The sequence below is a fragment of the Comamonas sp. 17RB genome (assembly GCF_030056555.1).
Taxonomy (GTDB): domain Bacteria; phylum Pseudomonadota; class Gammaproteobacteria; order Burkholderiales; family Burkholderiaceae_C; genus Comamonas; species Comamonas terrigena.
Genome location: NZ_JASHHY010000002.1, coordinates 296,019 through 311,557, shown reverse-complemented (window position 1 = coordinate 311,557; position 15,539 = coordinate 296,019). Strand labels below are relative to the sequence as shown.

The following is a 15,539-nucleotide window of genomic DNA, read 5'->3' as shown; positions in this document are numbered from 1 at the left end:
TTGGCGGTGCGGGGTTTCACGGTTGAATCTGCCGGAGCACCGGCATCAGGTGGGCGATGAAATCGGCGGGGGCCTCGCTCATCGGGAAATGGCCGAGGCCGGGCATGATCGATAGCTGCGCCCCGGCAATGCTCTGGGCAAGGGCCCGGGAGTCATCGGGCGTGCACGAGTAGTCGTACTCGCCGGTCAGCAGATAGAGCGGGCATTGCGCCGTGTCGATGCGGCCCGCCAGCGCGCGCAGATCGCCTTCGGCCTTGTAGAAGTGGAGATCGCCCTTGAACACCCCGGGCCCGCTTTGCATGTAGTGCCACAGGGTTTCCCAGCGGTCCACCTCCTTGGCGTGCGGGCCGATCAGGCCGGACACGATGCCGGCGCAGACTTCGCCGCCGTGCACATCCGGGCGGTGCAGCCATTCCAGGTTGTAGTAGGGCGCGACATGGGCGCCCGATTGCAGGCCGATCAGGGCCTTGAACCGCTCGGGATGCTGCAGTGCCAGGTGCAGCACCACACGGCCGCCGATGGAGCACCCCATGGCGACGGGACGGCGTATGTCCAGTGCATCCATCACGCCGAGGATGGAGTCCACATAAAGCTGCGAGGTGAGCTGGTACTCGTGCTGCTCCCAGCCTTCGGGGGGCGAGGACTTGCCGTGGTAGGGCAGGTCGAAACAGATCACCTGGAAGCGCTCGGTGATGTCCGGGCAATTCATCAGGCCGCGGTACTGGCGCGAGTCGCTGCCTGCCGTGTGCAGGCACAGCAAGGGCTGGCCCTGGCCCGCCGTTTCCACATAGATGCGGTTGGAGCGGCCCTGGATGGTGACGTGGACGTAGCCGCCCGAGATGGGTTCCATGTGTTGGCGGTTCATTGCACGACCCCTCCGAGTGACTTGACCAGGTCCTTGAAGTACAGAAGATTGCTCATGAACGGATGCTGGTCGCCTTCCAGCCGCAGGTGCTTGAACTTGATCATCGCCATCAGATCGTGAAAGCCCGGTGTGGGCGTGCTGGCGTAGTACCGGCTCCAGGCCTGGGCATCGGCCGCCAGCCGGAACGTCCAGCGCGGCATCACGAAGGGGCCGCTCTGAATGCTTTCTATGCGTCCCTCGTGGATGCGGACCAGCCATTCCTTCTCGCTGCTTTGCAGCAAAAACGTCACATGGACGAATCTGCCGCGGTGGACGAGCCAGTCGTTCAGGGGAACAGGGGTGGTGCTCATGGTGCGGCTTTCGTGTCGGCAATCACGCGGTACATCACGGGGTAGTAGTGGTCGGCGAAGCCCGCATCGATGGATTTCTGCAGCTGCTGCGCGGTCAGCGCGGTGATGGCGTTGTCCAGCTGCACCGTGCTGGACAGCTCCAGTGCCAGCTTCAGGTCCTTGAGTGCATAGGCCGTGGAGAACATCTTTTCCGGGAAGACATCCTTGGCCAGGTAGTTGGCTCCGGTGAGATTGAGGGCAAACGAGGCCGCCGACCCCAGACCCAGTGCATGGGCGAGCAGGTCCTTGGAGACGCCCGACTTGTCGGCCATGGCAAAGGCCTCGGCCAGGGTGTGCACGGTGTTGAGCAGCACCATGTTGTTGAGGATCTTCACGACCTGGCCGGCGCCGGTCGGGCCGCAGTGCAGCACGTCGCTGCCCATGCAGTCGAGATAGGGTTTCACGGCGGCGAACTGCGATTCGCTGGCGCCCACGGTGATCAGCAAGGTGCCGTTGTTGGCGGCTGCCCGGCTGCGGGCCACGGGGGCATCCACCAGGTCGATGCCGGCGGCCCCCAGGGTGGCGGCCAGCTGGCGCGTGCGTTCCACATCGCTGGTGCTCATGTCGACAACGGTCTGGAGCGCACGGGCGTTGGCCACCAGCCCGTCCGGGCCGTTGCAGACCGCCTCGACATGCTGGATCGCCGGCAGCGACAGGAACACGATGCGGGCGGTTTCGGCAATCTGCTGCACGCTGCTGGCAATCACGCCATCACCGGCCAGTGCACGCACGTTGTCGGCGTTGAGGTCGGCAGCCAGCACCGTGCAGCCGGACTTCTGCGCCAGATTGCGGCACATGCCCATGCCCATCACGCCCACGCCGATGAAACCGAGGATGGGTTTGCTGCTCATGCCAGACCTCCCTGGCGCACGCACTTGACCTTGAGGAACTCACGCAGTCCCTCGATGCCGCCTTCGGAGCCCAGACCGCTGTCCTTGTAGCCCCCGAACGGGGTCTCGGGCAGCGAGGCCTGCAGCTCGTTGATGCAGACCACGCCGCTTTCGATCTCGTTGGCAAACCGGTGTGCCAGCTGCATGTCGTTGGTGAAGGCATAGGCCGCCAGGCCAAAGGGCAGGCTGTTGGCCTCGTGCAATGCCTCGTCCGCATCCTGCACGGGGATCAGCAGCGCCACGGGGCCAAAGGGTTCGATGCGCGAGACATCGGCTTGCTTGTCGCGCACGGCCAGCACCGTGGGCGCGTAGAAGAAGCCCGGCTGGTCCAGGCTCTTGCCGCCGGCCAGCAGCGTGGCCCCGGACTCGATGGCGTTCGCCACCAGCTGGGCAATGGCACTGCGGCGGCGCTGGTTCTTGAGCGGCCCCATCTGCGCCTTGGCATCAAAGGGATCGAGCACCTGCAGTTTCTGGACATGCTCCACAAACCTGGCGCAGAACGCGTCGTAGATGCTGGCGTGGACCAGAAAGCGCGTGGGCGAGGTGCAGACCTGGCCTGCATTGCGGTACTTGGTGGCCACCGTGGCGGCCGCCACCTTGTCGATATCCACATCGCTCCAGACGATCACCGGGGCGTGGCCGCCCAGCTCCAGCGTGGCTTTTTTCATCTGCGCGGCGGCCTTGGCCCCCAGCTGCCTGCCCACTTCGGTGCCACCGGTGAAGGTGATCATCGCGATGTCGGGGGCGTTGCAGAGCTGGTCCGCAATCTGCGCCGGGTTGCCGAACACCATGTTGACCAGGCCTGCGGGGGTGCCGGCGCGCTGGCAGGCCTGGGCGATCAGCAGCGCCACGCCCGCGGTCTCTTCCGACGGCTTGATGACGATGGCGCAACCTGCTGCCAGGGCGGCGCTGATCTTGCGCGACGGGGTGATCGCGGGGGCGTTCCAGCCCGCAAAGCCGCCGACCACGCCCACCGGTTCCAGCTGCGCAATCTGCTGAATGCCGGGCGCGCGTGCGGGAATCACGCGGCCGTACAGGCGACGGGCTTCTTCGGCGGCCCACTCGAACATTTCGGCCGCGACATCGACTTCCTTCTGCGCTTCGCTGTAGGGCTTGCCGAGTTCGCTGGTGATCTGCGTGGCCAAGCGCTCGCGGTCTGCGCGCATCTCCAGCGCGATCTTGCGCAGCAGGTCGGAGCGCTGGACAGCGCCGCTTTTCTTCCACGCGGACTGGGCCTGGCTGGCACTGTCGATGGCGCGGGCCACATCGTCGGACGACGCCATGGTGTAGCTGCCAATCACCTGGCCGGTCGACGGTGAGATCACCTCGAAGACCTCGGCGGACGTGCCTGCGACGAAGCTGCCCTGGATGAACTGTGAATATTGCATGTGTCGGTTCTCGCAGCCCATCAGTCGAGCGTGATGTTGGATGTCTTGATCACGCCTGCCCAGTGCGCCGATTGCTTCTGGATGAAGTCCTTGAACTGCGCAGGCGTTCCAGTGAGCGGGTACTGGTCCAGGGTCAGCAGCCTGGCCTTGACCTCCGGGCTGGTCATGATCTCGTTGACGGCGCTGTTCAGCTTGGTGACGACATCGGCGGGCAGCCCTGCCGGGCCCATCAGGCCGTTCCAGGGTTCTGCGGCAAAGCCGGGCAGCTTGGCCTGACCGATCACCGGCGTGCCCTTGAGCCCTTTTTCTGGCGCCGAACTGGCCGACGCCAGAATGCGCAGCTTGCCGGCCTGCACCTGCGGAATGGCCACCACACCGGCCAGGAAGGCCAGGTCCACACGGCCGGCCGCCAGGTCGATCACCGCCGCGGAATCGCCCTTGTAGGGCACGTGCAGCGCGTTGATGCCGGTGTCGCTCTTGAACCATTCGCCCGCCAGGTGGTTGATGGCGCCATTGCCTGCCGATGCGTAGGTCAGCTGATTGCCTTTCTGGCGCGCAAACTGGACCAGATCGTCATAGGTCTTGAACCTGGAATCCGGCGGAACCGTCAGGTAGTAGGGGTAGCTGGCCACCAGACCGATGGGGGTGAAGTCCTTGATCGGGTCGAACTGCACGCCCTTTTGCACGTAGGGGATGATGGACAGCGTGCTGCTGCTGCCGATCATCAGCGTGTAGCCGTCGGGGGCGGCCTTCTTCACCTGGTTGGCCGCCACGGCGCCGCTGGCGCCGGCCTTGTTGTCGATGATGAAGCTCTGGCCAAACTTCTGGGTCAGCCTTTCGGCCAGGATGCGCGCCACGATGTCGGTGGGGCCGCCGGCGGAGAAGCCGACCGTGATGGTGACCGGTTTTTCCGGGTAGCCCGCTGCCGATGCGAGGGTGGAGAAAGCAAGGCCGGTGGCCGCTGCCGTGGCGAGCACGGTGCGTCGGGTGAAATTCATTTTTTGTCTCCTGGATATCGTTGTTGCCGCTGCATTTTTTGTGGTCGCAGTCGTTGTGGGTCCGTTCAGAGCCGGATCTTTTCCACCCCGTTGACCTCGGCCCAGTAGTCGGTCAGGCAGGAGGTGTCCTGCCCGGCCTTGCCTGCGGCCAGCGCCATGCGGAACACGTTCTTGGCGGTATCGCAGACCGGCAGGGCCACCTGCGTGGACGCCCCGGCACTGGAGGCAAGCGAGATGTCCTTGTAGCCCAGGGCCAGGTCAAAGCCCGGGCTCAGGTCCCCGGCCAGCACCTTCTTGGGCCACTTCTCCTTCAACTGCCCATTGCTGGCGGTGGTGTTGACCAGCACGTCGAAGGTCTTGGCCGTATCGAGTCCCAGCGACCGGGCCAGCACCAGGGCTTCGGAGTTGATCTGGCAGTAGCACAGCACCATCATGTTGTTGATGATCTTGGTGCGCGTGCCGCTGCCGGCATGGCCGCAGTGGTGGATGGTGGTGCCCATCCGGTAGAGCACCGGCTCCACGGTGGGCAGGTGCCGGGCATCGATGCCCAGCATGAACAGCGACTCGCCGCGGTCGGCATGCATGGCAAGGCGGCCCACGGGGGCGTCGCCAAAGACAAAGCCCGCCTGGGTAAACGCGTCGTTCAGCAGATCGACCGTGTCCACATCGATGGTGCTCATGTCGATGTAGATGGCGCCGGGTTGCAGGTTCCGGAGGATGCCGTTTTCGCCCAGCGCCACCTGCTTGACCTGCTTGGGCCCGGGCAGCATGGTGAAGACGATATCGGCGCTGCGGCACAGGCTGGCCACATCGGGGGCCACGACCGCACCTTCGGCCCCCAGCTGCTGCGCGGCGTCGGTGTTGATATCGAACACCGTCACGCGTTGCTGGTGCTTCAGCAGGGAACGGGCGAGCGCGAACCCCATCCGGCCAAGGCCGATGAATCCAATATCCATTGTTTTTGTCTCCTGGTTGTTTTGTAAAAATTTATCGGTCTGCCGCTGTTAAAAGGAAGAGAAATAATCTTGGTGATATGAGTTTTTGGTATTTCTAGGAAGAGGCCGGTGTCTCCCTGGAAACAGCGTTGCAGGCACCACCAAGCCGTTGCTCCCTGAAGGGCTGTCCACCCATATGGCATGGCCGCGCCTGCATGCCACCGCCAACACGTCGCTTGCAGGCGCATGTGCGTGGCTAGGAGTGGTCGGGCAGACATCCCATGGGGTGTCGACTGCCCGCCGTTCTGCCTAGGGCGGACTGGACGCACGGGCCGGTCAGCGCAGCACGAGACAGCAGGTCTTGGTGCGCTGTGATACCGGCCATGCGGTGAACCCCGGTGAAAGGGGGGCGCGCACGGAGAACCGTGGGCCGCCAGCCAGGACGTTGCGGTCAGCCACGGGTGCCGTGGACCAGGAGATGGGCCTGGAGGGGAGCCGCGTACCTTGTGGGACGGCTGCAGCAGTCCGCCAGATTAGGCGGACTGCGTGCCGCGCTGTGCCAGTGCCTGGAGCAAGCCCTGCCGCTGTTCCTCAAATGCCTGGGCTTGGGCCAGCAGCCACTGCTCGATGGCATCCAGCACCCGCGATGGCTGGCGTGCGCGCACAAACATATAGGACGCCTGCGCGGGCACGCGGCACCCGAACAAGGGCACCAGCCGGCCTGCCGCCACATCGTCCAGGACCAGGGCGGTGCGGCCAAGCGCCACGCCCTGCCCGGCGCAGGCCGCACTTTGTGCCAGCATGGCCAGGTTGTAGGTACGGCCCAGGGCCCAGTCCGGGGGCGGCAGTCCCATGTGCGCGAACCAATGTGCCCATTCCGCGTGGGTGCTGGCGCCTTCCCACGGGCTGAAATCGTGCAGCAACATAGTCCCCGTCAGTCCCTGGGGGGTTGCCAGTGCCGGGTGTGCGGCCAGGAAGGCGGGGCTGGCCACGGGGACCAGCCATTCGCTCAGCAGTTCGCGGGCGTGCAGATCGGGATAGTTCCCCAGGTCAAAGCGCACCGCTGCGTCCACGCCGTCGCGCAGCATGCGCCCGCGGTCCAGCGCGTGGAACTCGGCCTGTACGCGCAGATCGATCTGCGGGTGCTTCTGGAAGAAAGTGCCCAACCGGGGCGTGAGCCAGGCCATCGCAAAAGAGGGCGCGCAACTCATCGTCACCGGTTGCCCCTCGCTCTCCTGCCGCAGGTCGGCCAGCGTGTTTTCGATAGATTGCAGCGATTCGCGCAGCACCCGGCCCAGCAAGCGCCCCTCGGGCGTCAGCGTTAGGGCGCGCGGTGAGCGCAGCAGCAGCGGGCGCCCCAGCCACTGCTCCAGCTGCTTGACCTGCTGGCTGACGGCGCCCTGGCTCACGCACAGGTCTTCGGCCGCGCGCGTGAAGCTGCCATGCCGTGCTGCCGCGTCAAAGCAGCGCAGCCAGGACAGCAGTGACGGTGAGAGCAGGCGTGTGGAGGTGCTCATTATTAGTATGGTTGAGGTTGCCCAGACTATAAGTGACTTGCATCCGGTCTGTGGCGGGCCAAGAATGGGCGCTTCCCTGTGAAAGACTGCCACGCCATGCCCACTTCCGCCCCCACCCTGATGCGCTTGAAACAATCTCTCCCCTTGCTGTGGCTCAACCCGGCGCGCAGTACCGCGGTGGCCGCGCAGGAGGTCGGTCACGCCCTCGCCGCCACCGGCTCCGAGAACCCGGCAGAGCGCCAATACATTAGTCTGGCTGATATTGAAGCCGCCCGGTCGCGCTTCGAGCGCTTTGCGCCGCTGCTGGCCAAGCTGTTTCCCGAGCTGGCCGCGTCGGGCGGGCTGATCGAGTCCGCACTGTCCCCGGCGCCCGCTGTGGCGTCGTTGCTGGGCGTGGCCGCCGGGCAGGGGCGCGTGCTGATCAAGCAGGACCATGCATTGCCTGTGGCTGGGTCGATCAAGGCGCGCGGCGGGCTGCATGAAGTGCTGGAATTTGCCGAGCGGGTGGCCATTGCCAACGGCCTGCTGCCCAGCCAGCCCGGCGCGGCAGACTATGTCGCGCTTCTGAGCGAGCGCGCACGGGAGGTGTTTGCCCGCCACAGCGTGGCCGTGGGCTCCACCGGCAACCTGGGGCTGAGCATTGGCGTGATCGCCTCGGCCTTGGGCTTCAAGGCCAGCGTGCACATGTCGGCCGATGCCAAGGCCTGGAAGAAGGACCGCCTGCGCCAGCGGGGTGTCGAGGTCGTCGAGCATGCGGGCGACTACGCCCAGGCCGTGGCCCAGGGCCGCGCACAAGCCGCCACCGATCCCCTGGCACACTTTGTCGACGACGAGCGTTCGCTCTCGCTGTTCCTGGGCTATGCGGCTGCCGTCTTCGGCTTGCGCCGGCAGCTGGCGGAGCAGGGCATTGTGGTGGACGCCCAGCACCCGCTGTTCGTGTACCTGCCGTGTGGCGTGGGCGGGGCTCCGGCGGGCATCGCCTTCGGTATCCGCCAGATTCTGGGCCCCCATGCGCACTGCTTCTTTGCCGAGCCGGTGCAGTCGCCCTGTGTGCTGGTGCAGATGATGGACGGAGCGGACGGCCCGCAAGGCCCGCACCCCACGGTGTATGACTACGGGCTGCACAACCGGACCGAGGCCGACGGCCTGGCCGTGCCGCAGGCCTCGCGCCTGGCCAGCGCCGCCATGCGCGAGGTGCTGGGTGGTATCTACACGGTGGAGGATGCGCAGCTCATGCGCTTTGTCTACCAGCTTGAACAGGCCGAAGGTCTGCGCGTGGAGCCCTCGGCGACCGCCGGCATGGCCGGTCCGTCGATGCTGCTGGGCACGCCCGAAGGGCAACGCTACCTGCAGGAGGCGGGGCTGCAGACGCATCTGGCACAGTCCACGCATGTGGTCTGGACCACCGGCGGGCTGTTCGTTCCGCCCGCGCAGTACCAGCAGTTCTGGGAGGCAGGGCGCGACCTGCTGGCCCAGCAGGCATAGGATGGCAGTGCCGCATCCTGCGGTGTGCACCTCCCTGCCATTTCTTGCCCGTTTCCATTGCCATCGCCATCGCCATCGCCATCGCTGACATGTCCATTTTCACTGTGCCTCCTGCAGCCGCCATCGGCGCACCGATTTCCGATATCGACACGCCGGCGTTGCTGCTGGACCTCGATGCCTTCGAGCGCAACCTCGACGAGCTGCAGGCCCGCGCCGATGCCGCCGGCATGGCCTTGCGCCCGCATGGCAAGGCGCACAAATGCCCGGCCGTAGCCCTGGCACAGATCGCACGCGGTGCGGTCGGCATCTGCTGCCAGAAGGTGTCCGAAGCGATTCCATTCATAGAGGCAGGGGTGCGTGACATCCACATCAGCAACGAAATCGCCTCCCCCGGCAAGGCACGCCTGCTGGCGCAGCTGGCCTGCCACGCACGCATGAGTGTGTGTGTGGACGATTTGCAGCAGGTCGACTGGCTGGCGGCTGCAGTGCAGGAAGCCGGCGCCGAGCTGACCGTGCTGGTCGAGATCGACATCGGCCATGGCCGCTGCGGTGTGGCCGATGTCGATCTGATGGCCCGTATCGCGGCCCGTATCCAGTCGCTGCCCCGGCTGTCTTTCGGTGGCCTGCAGGCCTACCACGGCACGGTGCAGCATGTGCGCCTGCCCGGGGAGCGCCAACAGATCATTGACGCGGCGAACGCCCGCATCCGCCAGGCCAGGGCGCGCCTGGAAAGCGAGGGACTGCCCTGCGCGGTCGTGACCGGAGGAGGCACCGGGAGTGCCGACATCGACTTTGCCAGCGGCGTCTACACCGAGCTGCAGGCCGGCAGCTACGCCTTCATGGATGTGGACTACAGCCACAACCAGCCGTCCGGCGCGGGCGTGTCCTCTTTTGCGCACAGCCTGTTTCTGGCGACCCGCGTGATGAGCCGTGCCGCAGGCACGCATGCCGTGCTGGATGCCGGCTTGAAATCCATGAGCCTGGAAAGCGGTATGCCCCAGGTGTGGAATGCGGCCCAGGCGCGGCCCGATGCCGTGCTGGCCTGCACCGGTGTCAGCGACGAGCACTGCACGGTGGGGGGGGCCGCAGAGGCGGCCAGCACGGCCGGAGCCACGGCCTTATCCGCGTTGCCGGCCCTGGGGGAACTGGTGCTGCTGGTGCCGGGACACGTGGACCCCACGATCAACCTGCACGACAGCCTGATTGGCTACCGGAGCGGCGTGGTCGAAGCCATCTGGCCCATTGCGGCGCGCGGTCTGAGCCGCTGAGCCCTCCGCCGCCAGGGCGCCCCTGAGGCATGCTTATGGGGCGTGTGTGCCGATTCCCCGTGGGCGTGCGGACACTACCCACCACCCACGGGTGGCCGCACCCGGGGCGCGGCCCACCCGGTGTTCAGCCAAAGCGCGACGGATCGTAGGGCGCAGGGTCCACATACGGCGTCTGGCCGCACATGCGTTCGGCCAGCAGCCGGGCCGATGCCGGGCCCAGGGTGAAGCCCTGGTGGCCATGGCCAAAGTGGAACCACAGGCCACGGTGGCGCGGTGCCGGTCCGATGATGGGCAGCATGTCCGCAGAACACGGGCGGGCACCCAGCCAGGGCTGCGCTTCCACCGGTTGGCCCAGGCCCAGAAGCCGCTCGGCGGCGCGTTCGGCCACCTGCAGCTGCACCGGTGTCGCTGGTGCGCTGGCGCTGGCAAATTCGGCCCCCGTGGTCAGGCGCAGGCCGCGTTGCATCGGCGCCAGCACCACACCGTGGTCGGTGTCGAGCACCGGCCGAAGCAGCGTTCCGCCACCCTGGTAATGGCGGTGGTATCCCCGCTTGGCGAACAGCGGCAGTCGGTAGCCCAGTCGGCGGGTGTGCGCCTCGGCCCACGGCCCCAGCGCCAGGACGGCCGCCTCGGCCTCCAGCGCCCCGTCACGGGTCTGGACGCGCCACCCCTGGGCCGTCTGCTGCAGGCTGTCGGCATCGCCTTCGGCGATCCGGCCACCACGCTGCACGAACAGCGCGGCATAGTGTTCGACCAGCGCTCCCGGGTCGGAAATGGTCCAGGGATCGCGCCAATGGATGGCGCCCGCCGGCGTTTCGCGCAGGGCGGGCTCCAGCTGGACCAGGGCCGGTCCGTCCAGTGCGGCCCAATCCAGCCCATGGGCCTGTGCAAGCTGGGTGGCATGGCGCAGCGCGGTGTCCAGCAAGGCGGGCTGGCGGTACAACTGCAGCCAGCCCTCCTTGCGCACCAGGTGCTGCGCGCCCGCGGCGGCCATCAGCGGCTCGTGTTCGGCAATGCAGTGTGCAATCAGCCGTGCATACGCGGCGCAGGTGTTGGCGTACGGCGCGGGGGCCGAAGACTGCCAGTAACGCAGCAGGCGGCCAGCCAGGGAGGGCAGCGCCGTCCAGTGCACATGCACGTCATTGCCTTGCCCGGTTGCCACGCGCCACAGCGCCTGCCAGCTGCGTGGAAAGGCGTAGGGTTGCACGGCCTCGCGCTGAATGAAGCCGGCGTTGCCGTACGAGGTTTCGCGGCCCGGCGGGCGGCGGTCCACCAGCACCACCTGGCGCCCGCGTTGCTGCAATGCCAGCGCCGTGCTCACGCCGACCATGCCCGCGCCGAGAACCAGGACTTCGGATGCCATGGTGTGTGTTCCTGTTCGAGGGAGTTCGGGGAAAAGAGAGCGGTCAGCCGCGCAGCGCCGCCACGACCGCAATCTCGATGCGGGCAGGGGCCACCAGTTCGGTGCAGACGGTGGCGCGCACCGGCAGCGGATCGGCGAAGTGGCTGGCGTAGGCGGCATTGAACGCAGCGAAGTCCTCCTTGTGCGTGAGGAAGACGTTGACCGACACCACGTCGGCAAGCGACAGGCCTTCTGTGGCCAGCGTGGCGGCAATGCGCTCCAGCGTCAGGTGCGTCTGCGCCGTGATGCCTTCGGGGATGCTGCCATCGGCGGCAAACGGCATTTCGCCAGACAGGAAGGCCAGGCCGGCGGCCGTGCGAATCTTGGAAAAGGGGAGGGCGGGCATGGTGGACATGGAAGGAACTCCTGGGTGCAAAAAACCGAAAGGCAGAGAGGCGCTGGAAAGGCGCTGAAGCGCACCATTCTGGCGGGCCGCAGTGCCCGCCAGGTCCCCCGTGCTGCGCAGAAATCAGAATCGTCGATTGCCGATCCAGCAATTGGGCACCTGGCTCCACCCACCGGCACGCCGCCTTTCACGCGCCGGGCAACCGGCCATCCCCTGCGTTGTCCACGTCGTCCGCATCACCGCCGCCGCCGTTGCCATCGGCGCGGATGGCTGCCACCAGGTACTGCACAAAGGCGTGCACGGCTTCCTGCAGATTGCGTCCGGCCAGGGTCTGGACTTCCAGATAGCGCTCGTTCATCTCGCGGTCGCGCAGCGGCACGGCCCGCACGGCGTTGCCGCCGCGCCGCGTGCGGACCGACAGCTCCCCATAGAACGCCACACCCAGTTCACTGGCGGCGGCGTAGCTGACCAGCGCGTCGGCATGGTTGCTCACCAGCACCTGGCGGTACCGCAGCCCTTGGCGGCTGCAGCTGATGTCGAGCAACTGCCGCAATGTGCTGCTCTTGAGCGGCAGCACCAGCGGGTAGGCCGTCACCTCGCGCAGCGACAGTTGCGGCCGTGAGGCCAGCGGATGCTTTTCCCCCAGCACTGCCATGATGGGGCAGGGGTGGCGTAGCTCCACGCGGATGTCCGGCTCGGGGACCGAGCTGAGGGTGATGCCGATGTCGACTTCGCCATCTCGCACGCGCCGCGCCACGTCGCCCTGCGAGCAGACGTCCAGCCGGAACGCAACGCCCTCGTAGCGGCGCTGGAACTGCGCGATCAGCATGGGAATGAAGTCATGGGCGAAGCCTTCGACCGAGGCGATGCGCACCTGCCCCGTGCGCATGCCCCGCAGCGACTGGATTTCGCTGGTGACACGTTCGATGTCCTGCTCGACCCGGCGTGCGTGGGCGGCCAGCAGTTCGCCCGCCGAGTTCGGCACCATGCCGCGCGAACGGCGCTCGAACAGCAAGGTGTCCAGATCGCTTTCCAGCCGCGCAATCTGGCGGCTGACCGCAGAAGGGGCCACGTTCAACCGGGTGGCCGCCTCCTTGATGGAACCTGTGCGCACCACTTCCAGGAAATAGCGCACCGCCGCTTCCTGCAGCACCCGGCTGTTGGCTGTGGCAGGACCGATTCCTGCTCCGGTATCTGTTTTCCCCATCGGGCCATCCTTTTTACACGCATGAATTCTATTTTTGGCAATGAATTATTCTAAACATTGCGCTTGTGGCATCGGTTGAGCACTCTTAGCATGAACTTGTATTCAGCACGTCCAGCGCAGCCACGGTGGTTGCGGAACGATCCGGATCGTCGTTCCTGCGCTGGTGTTTTTCCCTCGTCCCCTTGCCTCACCGAACCTGTCGCTTCACCATGAAATCCATCACCGCTTTCACCCGCTTGGCCGTGGCTTGCTCGTTGAGCCTGGTTGCCGCTGTCCCCGCTCTCGCTGCCGATGCCTACCCATCGAAGCCCGTCACGCTGGTCATTCCGTTCTCGCCTGGCGGCGCCACGGATGTGATCGGCCGCCTGCTGGGCCAGAAGCTCGGTGAAAAACTGGGCCAGCCTGTGATCATCGACAACCGCCCGGGCGCAGGCACCATCATCGGTGCGACGTATGTGGCCAAGGCCCCGGCCGACGGCTATACCTTGCTGGTCAGCTCCGGCAGCACCTTCACCGTCAACCCCGCCATCCGCCCCAACCTGCCTTACGACCCGGTCAAGAGCTTCGATCCCATCGGGATTCCTGCACGCACCGGGCTGATCGTGCTGGCCAACAGTGCCGTGCCGGTGACCGGCGTCAAGCAGTTCGTGGATTACGTGAAGAAGTCCCCTGGCAAATACGCCTTCGGCTCCTTCGGCAGCGGCACGACGGCCCACTTTGCGGGCGAGCTGGTGCTGGCCCGCACCGGGATCGACATGACCCATGTGCCCTACAAGGGCAGCGCACCGGCAATGACGGACCTGATCGGTGGGCAAATTCCGTTCTCGGTCGACACCGTGGCCGCCGCCATCCCCCAGATCAAGAACGGAAAGATCAAGGCCGTTGCGGTGACCACGGCCAAGCGTTCCTCTTTGCTGCCCGACGTGCCGACCTTCGCCGAGGCCGGTTTCAAGGACATCGACATGGACACCTGGCTGATCGTCGTCGGCCCCAAGGGCATGCCAGCCAATGTGAAGGCCAAGCTGGAAGCCACGCTGGCGGAAGTCGCGGCCGCTCCCGATGTGCAGGAAAAGATGAAGGCGCAGGGCTTTGACCCCGCCTATGCCAACAGCGCCGCCGCCGCGACTTTGATCCGCCAGGAAATGCCGGTGATGAAGAAGCTGGCCGACAGCGCGCACATCACCGCCGACTGATACCAACCGCATGGCCCCCCGCTGCCGGCAGTGACCGCGCCGGGGGGCATCTATATCTATATCTATATCTACATCTATGAGAGAGACATCCATGCACACCGCCCCGTCATCCAGTCCGTCGCTGGTCGAACTGTCTGCCGTCGAACTGCGCCGCCTCATTGGTGCGCGGCAGGTTTCGCCGGTTGAACTGCTCGATGCCTGCATTGCCCGCATCGACAGCGTCAACCCTTATGTCAACGCTGTCACCGCGACCTGTTTCGACCGCGCGCGCAGCGAAGCGCGTGCCGCCGAAAAGGCGGTGATGGCGGGTGAGCCGCTGGGGCTGCTGCATGGCCTGCCGCTGGGCGTAAAGGACCTGGAGCCCACCGAAGGGCTGCTGACCACCTGGGGTTCGCCCATCTACCGCGACCATGTGCCGACTCAGGACATCGAGCTGGTGGCCCGCCTGCGCCGCGCGGGCGCCATCGTGGCCGGCAAGACCAATGTGCCGGAGATGGGTGCGGGCGCCAACTCGCGCAACGATGTCTGGGGTGCGACTGGCAATCCTTTCAACCCCAACCTCAATGCGGGCGGTTCGTCGGGGGGATCAGCCGCGGCACTGGCCTGCGACATGCTACCGGTGTGCACCGGCTCGGACACCGGCGGTTCCCTGCGCATTCCGGCCGCCAAATGCGGCGTGGTGGGGTTTCGCCCCTCGCCGGGCATCGTTCCCAGCGTGCGCAAGCTGCTGGGCTGGACGCCGCTGTCGGTCGTTGGGCCCATGGGGCGCACGGTGGAAGATGCCTGCCTGCAGCTGGCGGCCAGCGCGGGCGTGCATGCCGGTGATCCCTTGAGCTATCCGCTGGATGCCGCTTCCTTTCTGCACCCTGCGCGCACCGACCTCAGCCGCTTGCGCGTGGCATGGACGGAAGACTTTGGTGCCTGCGACGTCGATGAGGGCATCCGCGCCACGTTCCGGCAGAAGATTGCGGCCATGCGCCACCTATTTGCGGCCTGCGATGAAGTCAAGCTGGACCTGGGCGATGTGCACCGCTGCTTCGACGTGCTGCGCGCCGAATCCTTTGTGGCCGGCATGCAGGCCGCCTACGAGCGTGACCCCGACAGCCTGGGCCCCAACCCGCGTGCCAACTACGAAATGGGCGCCCGCATGAGCCTGCTGGACGCCGCCTGGGCGCAGGCAGAGCAGACACGGCTGCTCAAGCGCTTTCAGGACACCTTTGCCGACTACGACCTCATCCTGTCGCCGACCACGCCGGTCTCCCCCTTCCCCTGGACGCAGCTGTACGCCGCCCAGGTGGGGGGCCAGCAGCAGGCCAACTACTACCGCTGGCTGGCGCTGACCTATGTGGTCACGCTGACCACACACCCGGCCATTTCCCTGCCTTGCGGTACAGACCATGCCGGCATGCCCTTTGGCCTGCAGGTGGTGGGCGGCTTTCGCCGCGACCACGAACTGCTGGGGGCCGCCCACGCGATGGAGCAGGCGTTCTCCACCCAGGAAGCACTGCGCCGTCCACGCCCGGACCTGGCCGCGCTGCGGCCCGCAGAACCGGCGCTGACCTCCATCGTCACGGCGCCTCCCGTGCTGCATGCACAAGGCGCCGCCGTGGAGGCCGTGTCAGCGGTTTGATGGACTGATGCCCTGGTGCCCTGGTG

13 protein-coding genes and 1 pseudogene are annotated in these 15,539 nt (G+C 66.4%); 4 read left to right on the top strand and 10 right to left on the bottom strand.

Features of this window, described 5'->3' with window-relative positions; translation table 11 throughout:
- Positions 1 to 16 precede the first annotated feature (16 nt).
- The 7 genes and pseudogenes from QM470_RS04670 to QM470_RS04635 form a co-directional block, all read right to left on the bottom strand.
- Positions 17 to 865: an alpha/beta fold hydrolase gene (locus QM470_RS04670; RefSeq protein WP_283338378.1), complete on the bottom strand. Its 849-nt coding sequence runs from the start codon at positions 863 to 865 to the stop codon at positions 17 to 19.
- Entirely contained in the window at positions 862 to 1,215 is a 354-nt protein-coding gene (locus tag QM470_RS04665; protein WP_283338377.1) for a hypothetical protein, read from the bottom strand. Before QM470_RS04665 ends, QM470_RS04670 begins: the two co-directional genes overlap by 4 nt.
- Complete coding sequence (locus QM470_RS04660; RefSeq protein ID WP_283338376.1) at positions 1,212 to 2,105, bottom strand: NAD(P)-dependent oxidoreductase; 894 nt, start codon at positions 2,103 to 2,105, stop codon at positions 1,212 to 1,214. Before QM470_RS04660 ends, QM470_RS04665 begins: the two co-directional genes overlap by 4 nt.
- Entirely contained in the window at positions 2,102 to 3,532 is a 1,431-nt protein-coding gene (locus QM470_RS04655) for an NAD-dependent succinate-semialdehyde dehydrogenase (protein ID WP_283338375.1), read from the bottom strand. Before QM470_RS04655 ends, QM470_RS04660 begins: the two co-directional genes overlap by 4 nt.
- A gap of 20 nt (positions 3,533 to 3,552) precedes the next feature.
- Positions 3,553 to 4,530 (bottom strand): Bug family tripartite tricarboxylate transporter substrate binding protein, encoded by a 978-nt coding sequence (locus QM470_RS04650; protein WP_280012225.1) that lies wholly within the window; start codon positions 4,528 to 4,530, stop codon positions 3,553 to 3,555.
- A gap of 65 nt (positions 4,531 to 4,595) precedes the next feature.
- Positions 4,596 to 5,492, bottom strand: a pseudogene (locus QM470_RS21390) (NAD(P)-dependent oxidoreductase); the annotation flags it as partial.
- Positions 5,493 to 5,998: 506 nt separating this feature from the next.
- Positions 5,999 to 6,982, bottom strand: a complete 984-nt coding sequence (locus QM470_RS04635; protein ID WP_283338374.1) for a LysR substrate-binding domain-containing protein — start codon at positions 6,980 to 6,982, stop codon at positions 5,999 to 6,001.
- 96 nt (positions 6,983 to 7,078) lie between these two features.
- Between QM470_RS04635 and dsdA the strand changes: the two genes are divergently transcribed.
- Entirely contained in the window at positions 7,079 to 8,467 is a 1,389-nt protein-coding gene (gene dsdA / locus QM470_RS04630; RefSeq protein ID WP_283338373.1) for a D-serine ammonia-lyase, read from the top strand.
- Positions 8,468 to 8,556: 89 nt separating this feature from the next.
- Positions 8,557 to 9,735, top strand: a complete 1,179-nt coding sequence (locus tag QM470_RS04625) for a DSD1 family PLP-dependent enzyme (protein WP_283338570.1) — start codon at positions 8,557 to 8,559, stop codon at positions 9,733 to 9,735.
- 124 nt (positions 9,736 to 9,859) lie between these two features.
- Here QM470_RS04625 and QM470_RS04620 read toward each other — a convergent pair whose 3' ends face one another.
- From QM470_RS04620 to QM470_RS04610, 3 genes are all read right to left on the bottom strand, one after another.
- Positions 9,860 to 11,098: an NAD(P)/FAD-dependent oxidoreductase gene (locus tag QM470_RS04620; protein ID WP_283338372.1), complete on the bottom strand. Its 1,239-nt coding sequence runs from the start codon at positions 11,096 to 11,098 to the stop codon at positions 9,860 to 9,862.
- Between the two features lie 43 nt (positions 11,099 to 11,141).
- Complete coding sequence (locus tag QM470_RS04615; RefSeq protein ID WP_283338371.1) at positions 11,142 to 11,492, bottom strand: RidA family protein; 351 nt, start codon at positions 11,490 to 11,492, stop codon at positions 11,142 to 11,144.
- Positions 11,493 to 11,670: 178 nt separating this feature from the next.
- The gene (locus tag QM470_RS04610) at positions 11,671 to 12,690 is read right to left on the bottom strand and encodes a LysR family transcriptional regulator (RefSeq protein WP_283338370.1); all 1,020 of its coding nucleotides are present in this window, start codon (positions 12,688 to 12,690) and stop codon (positions 11,671 to 11,673) included.
- A gap of 209 nt (positions 12,691 to 12,899) precedes the next feature.
- Here QM470_RS04610 and QM470_RS04605 point away from each other — a divergent pair, with 209 nt between their 5' ends.
- Both QM470_RS04605 and QM470_RS04600 read left to right on the top strand, forming a co-directional pair.
- Entirely contained in the window at positions 12,900 to 13,883 is a 984-nt protein-coding gene (locus QM470_RS04605; RefSeq protein WP_283338369.1) for a Bug family tripartite tricarboxylate transporter substrate binding protein, read from the top strand.
- A 91-nt stretch (positions 13,884 to 13,974) separates the two neighbouring features.
- Positions 13,975 to 15,513, top strand: a complete 1,539-nt coding sequence (locus tag QM470_RS04600; RefSeq protein WP_283338368.1) for an amidase — start codon at positions 13,975 to 13,977, stop codon at positions 15,511 to 15,513.
- Positions 15,514 to 15,539: the final 26 nt, after the last annotated feature.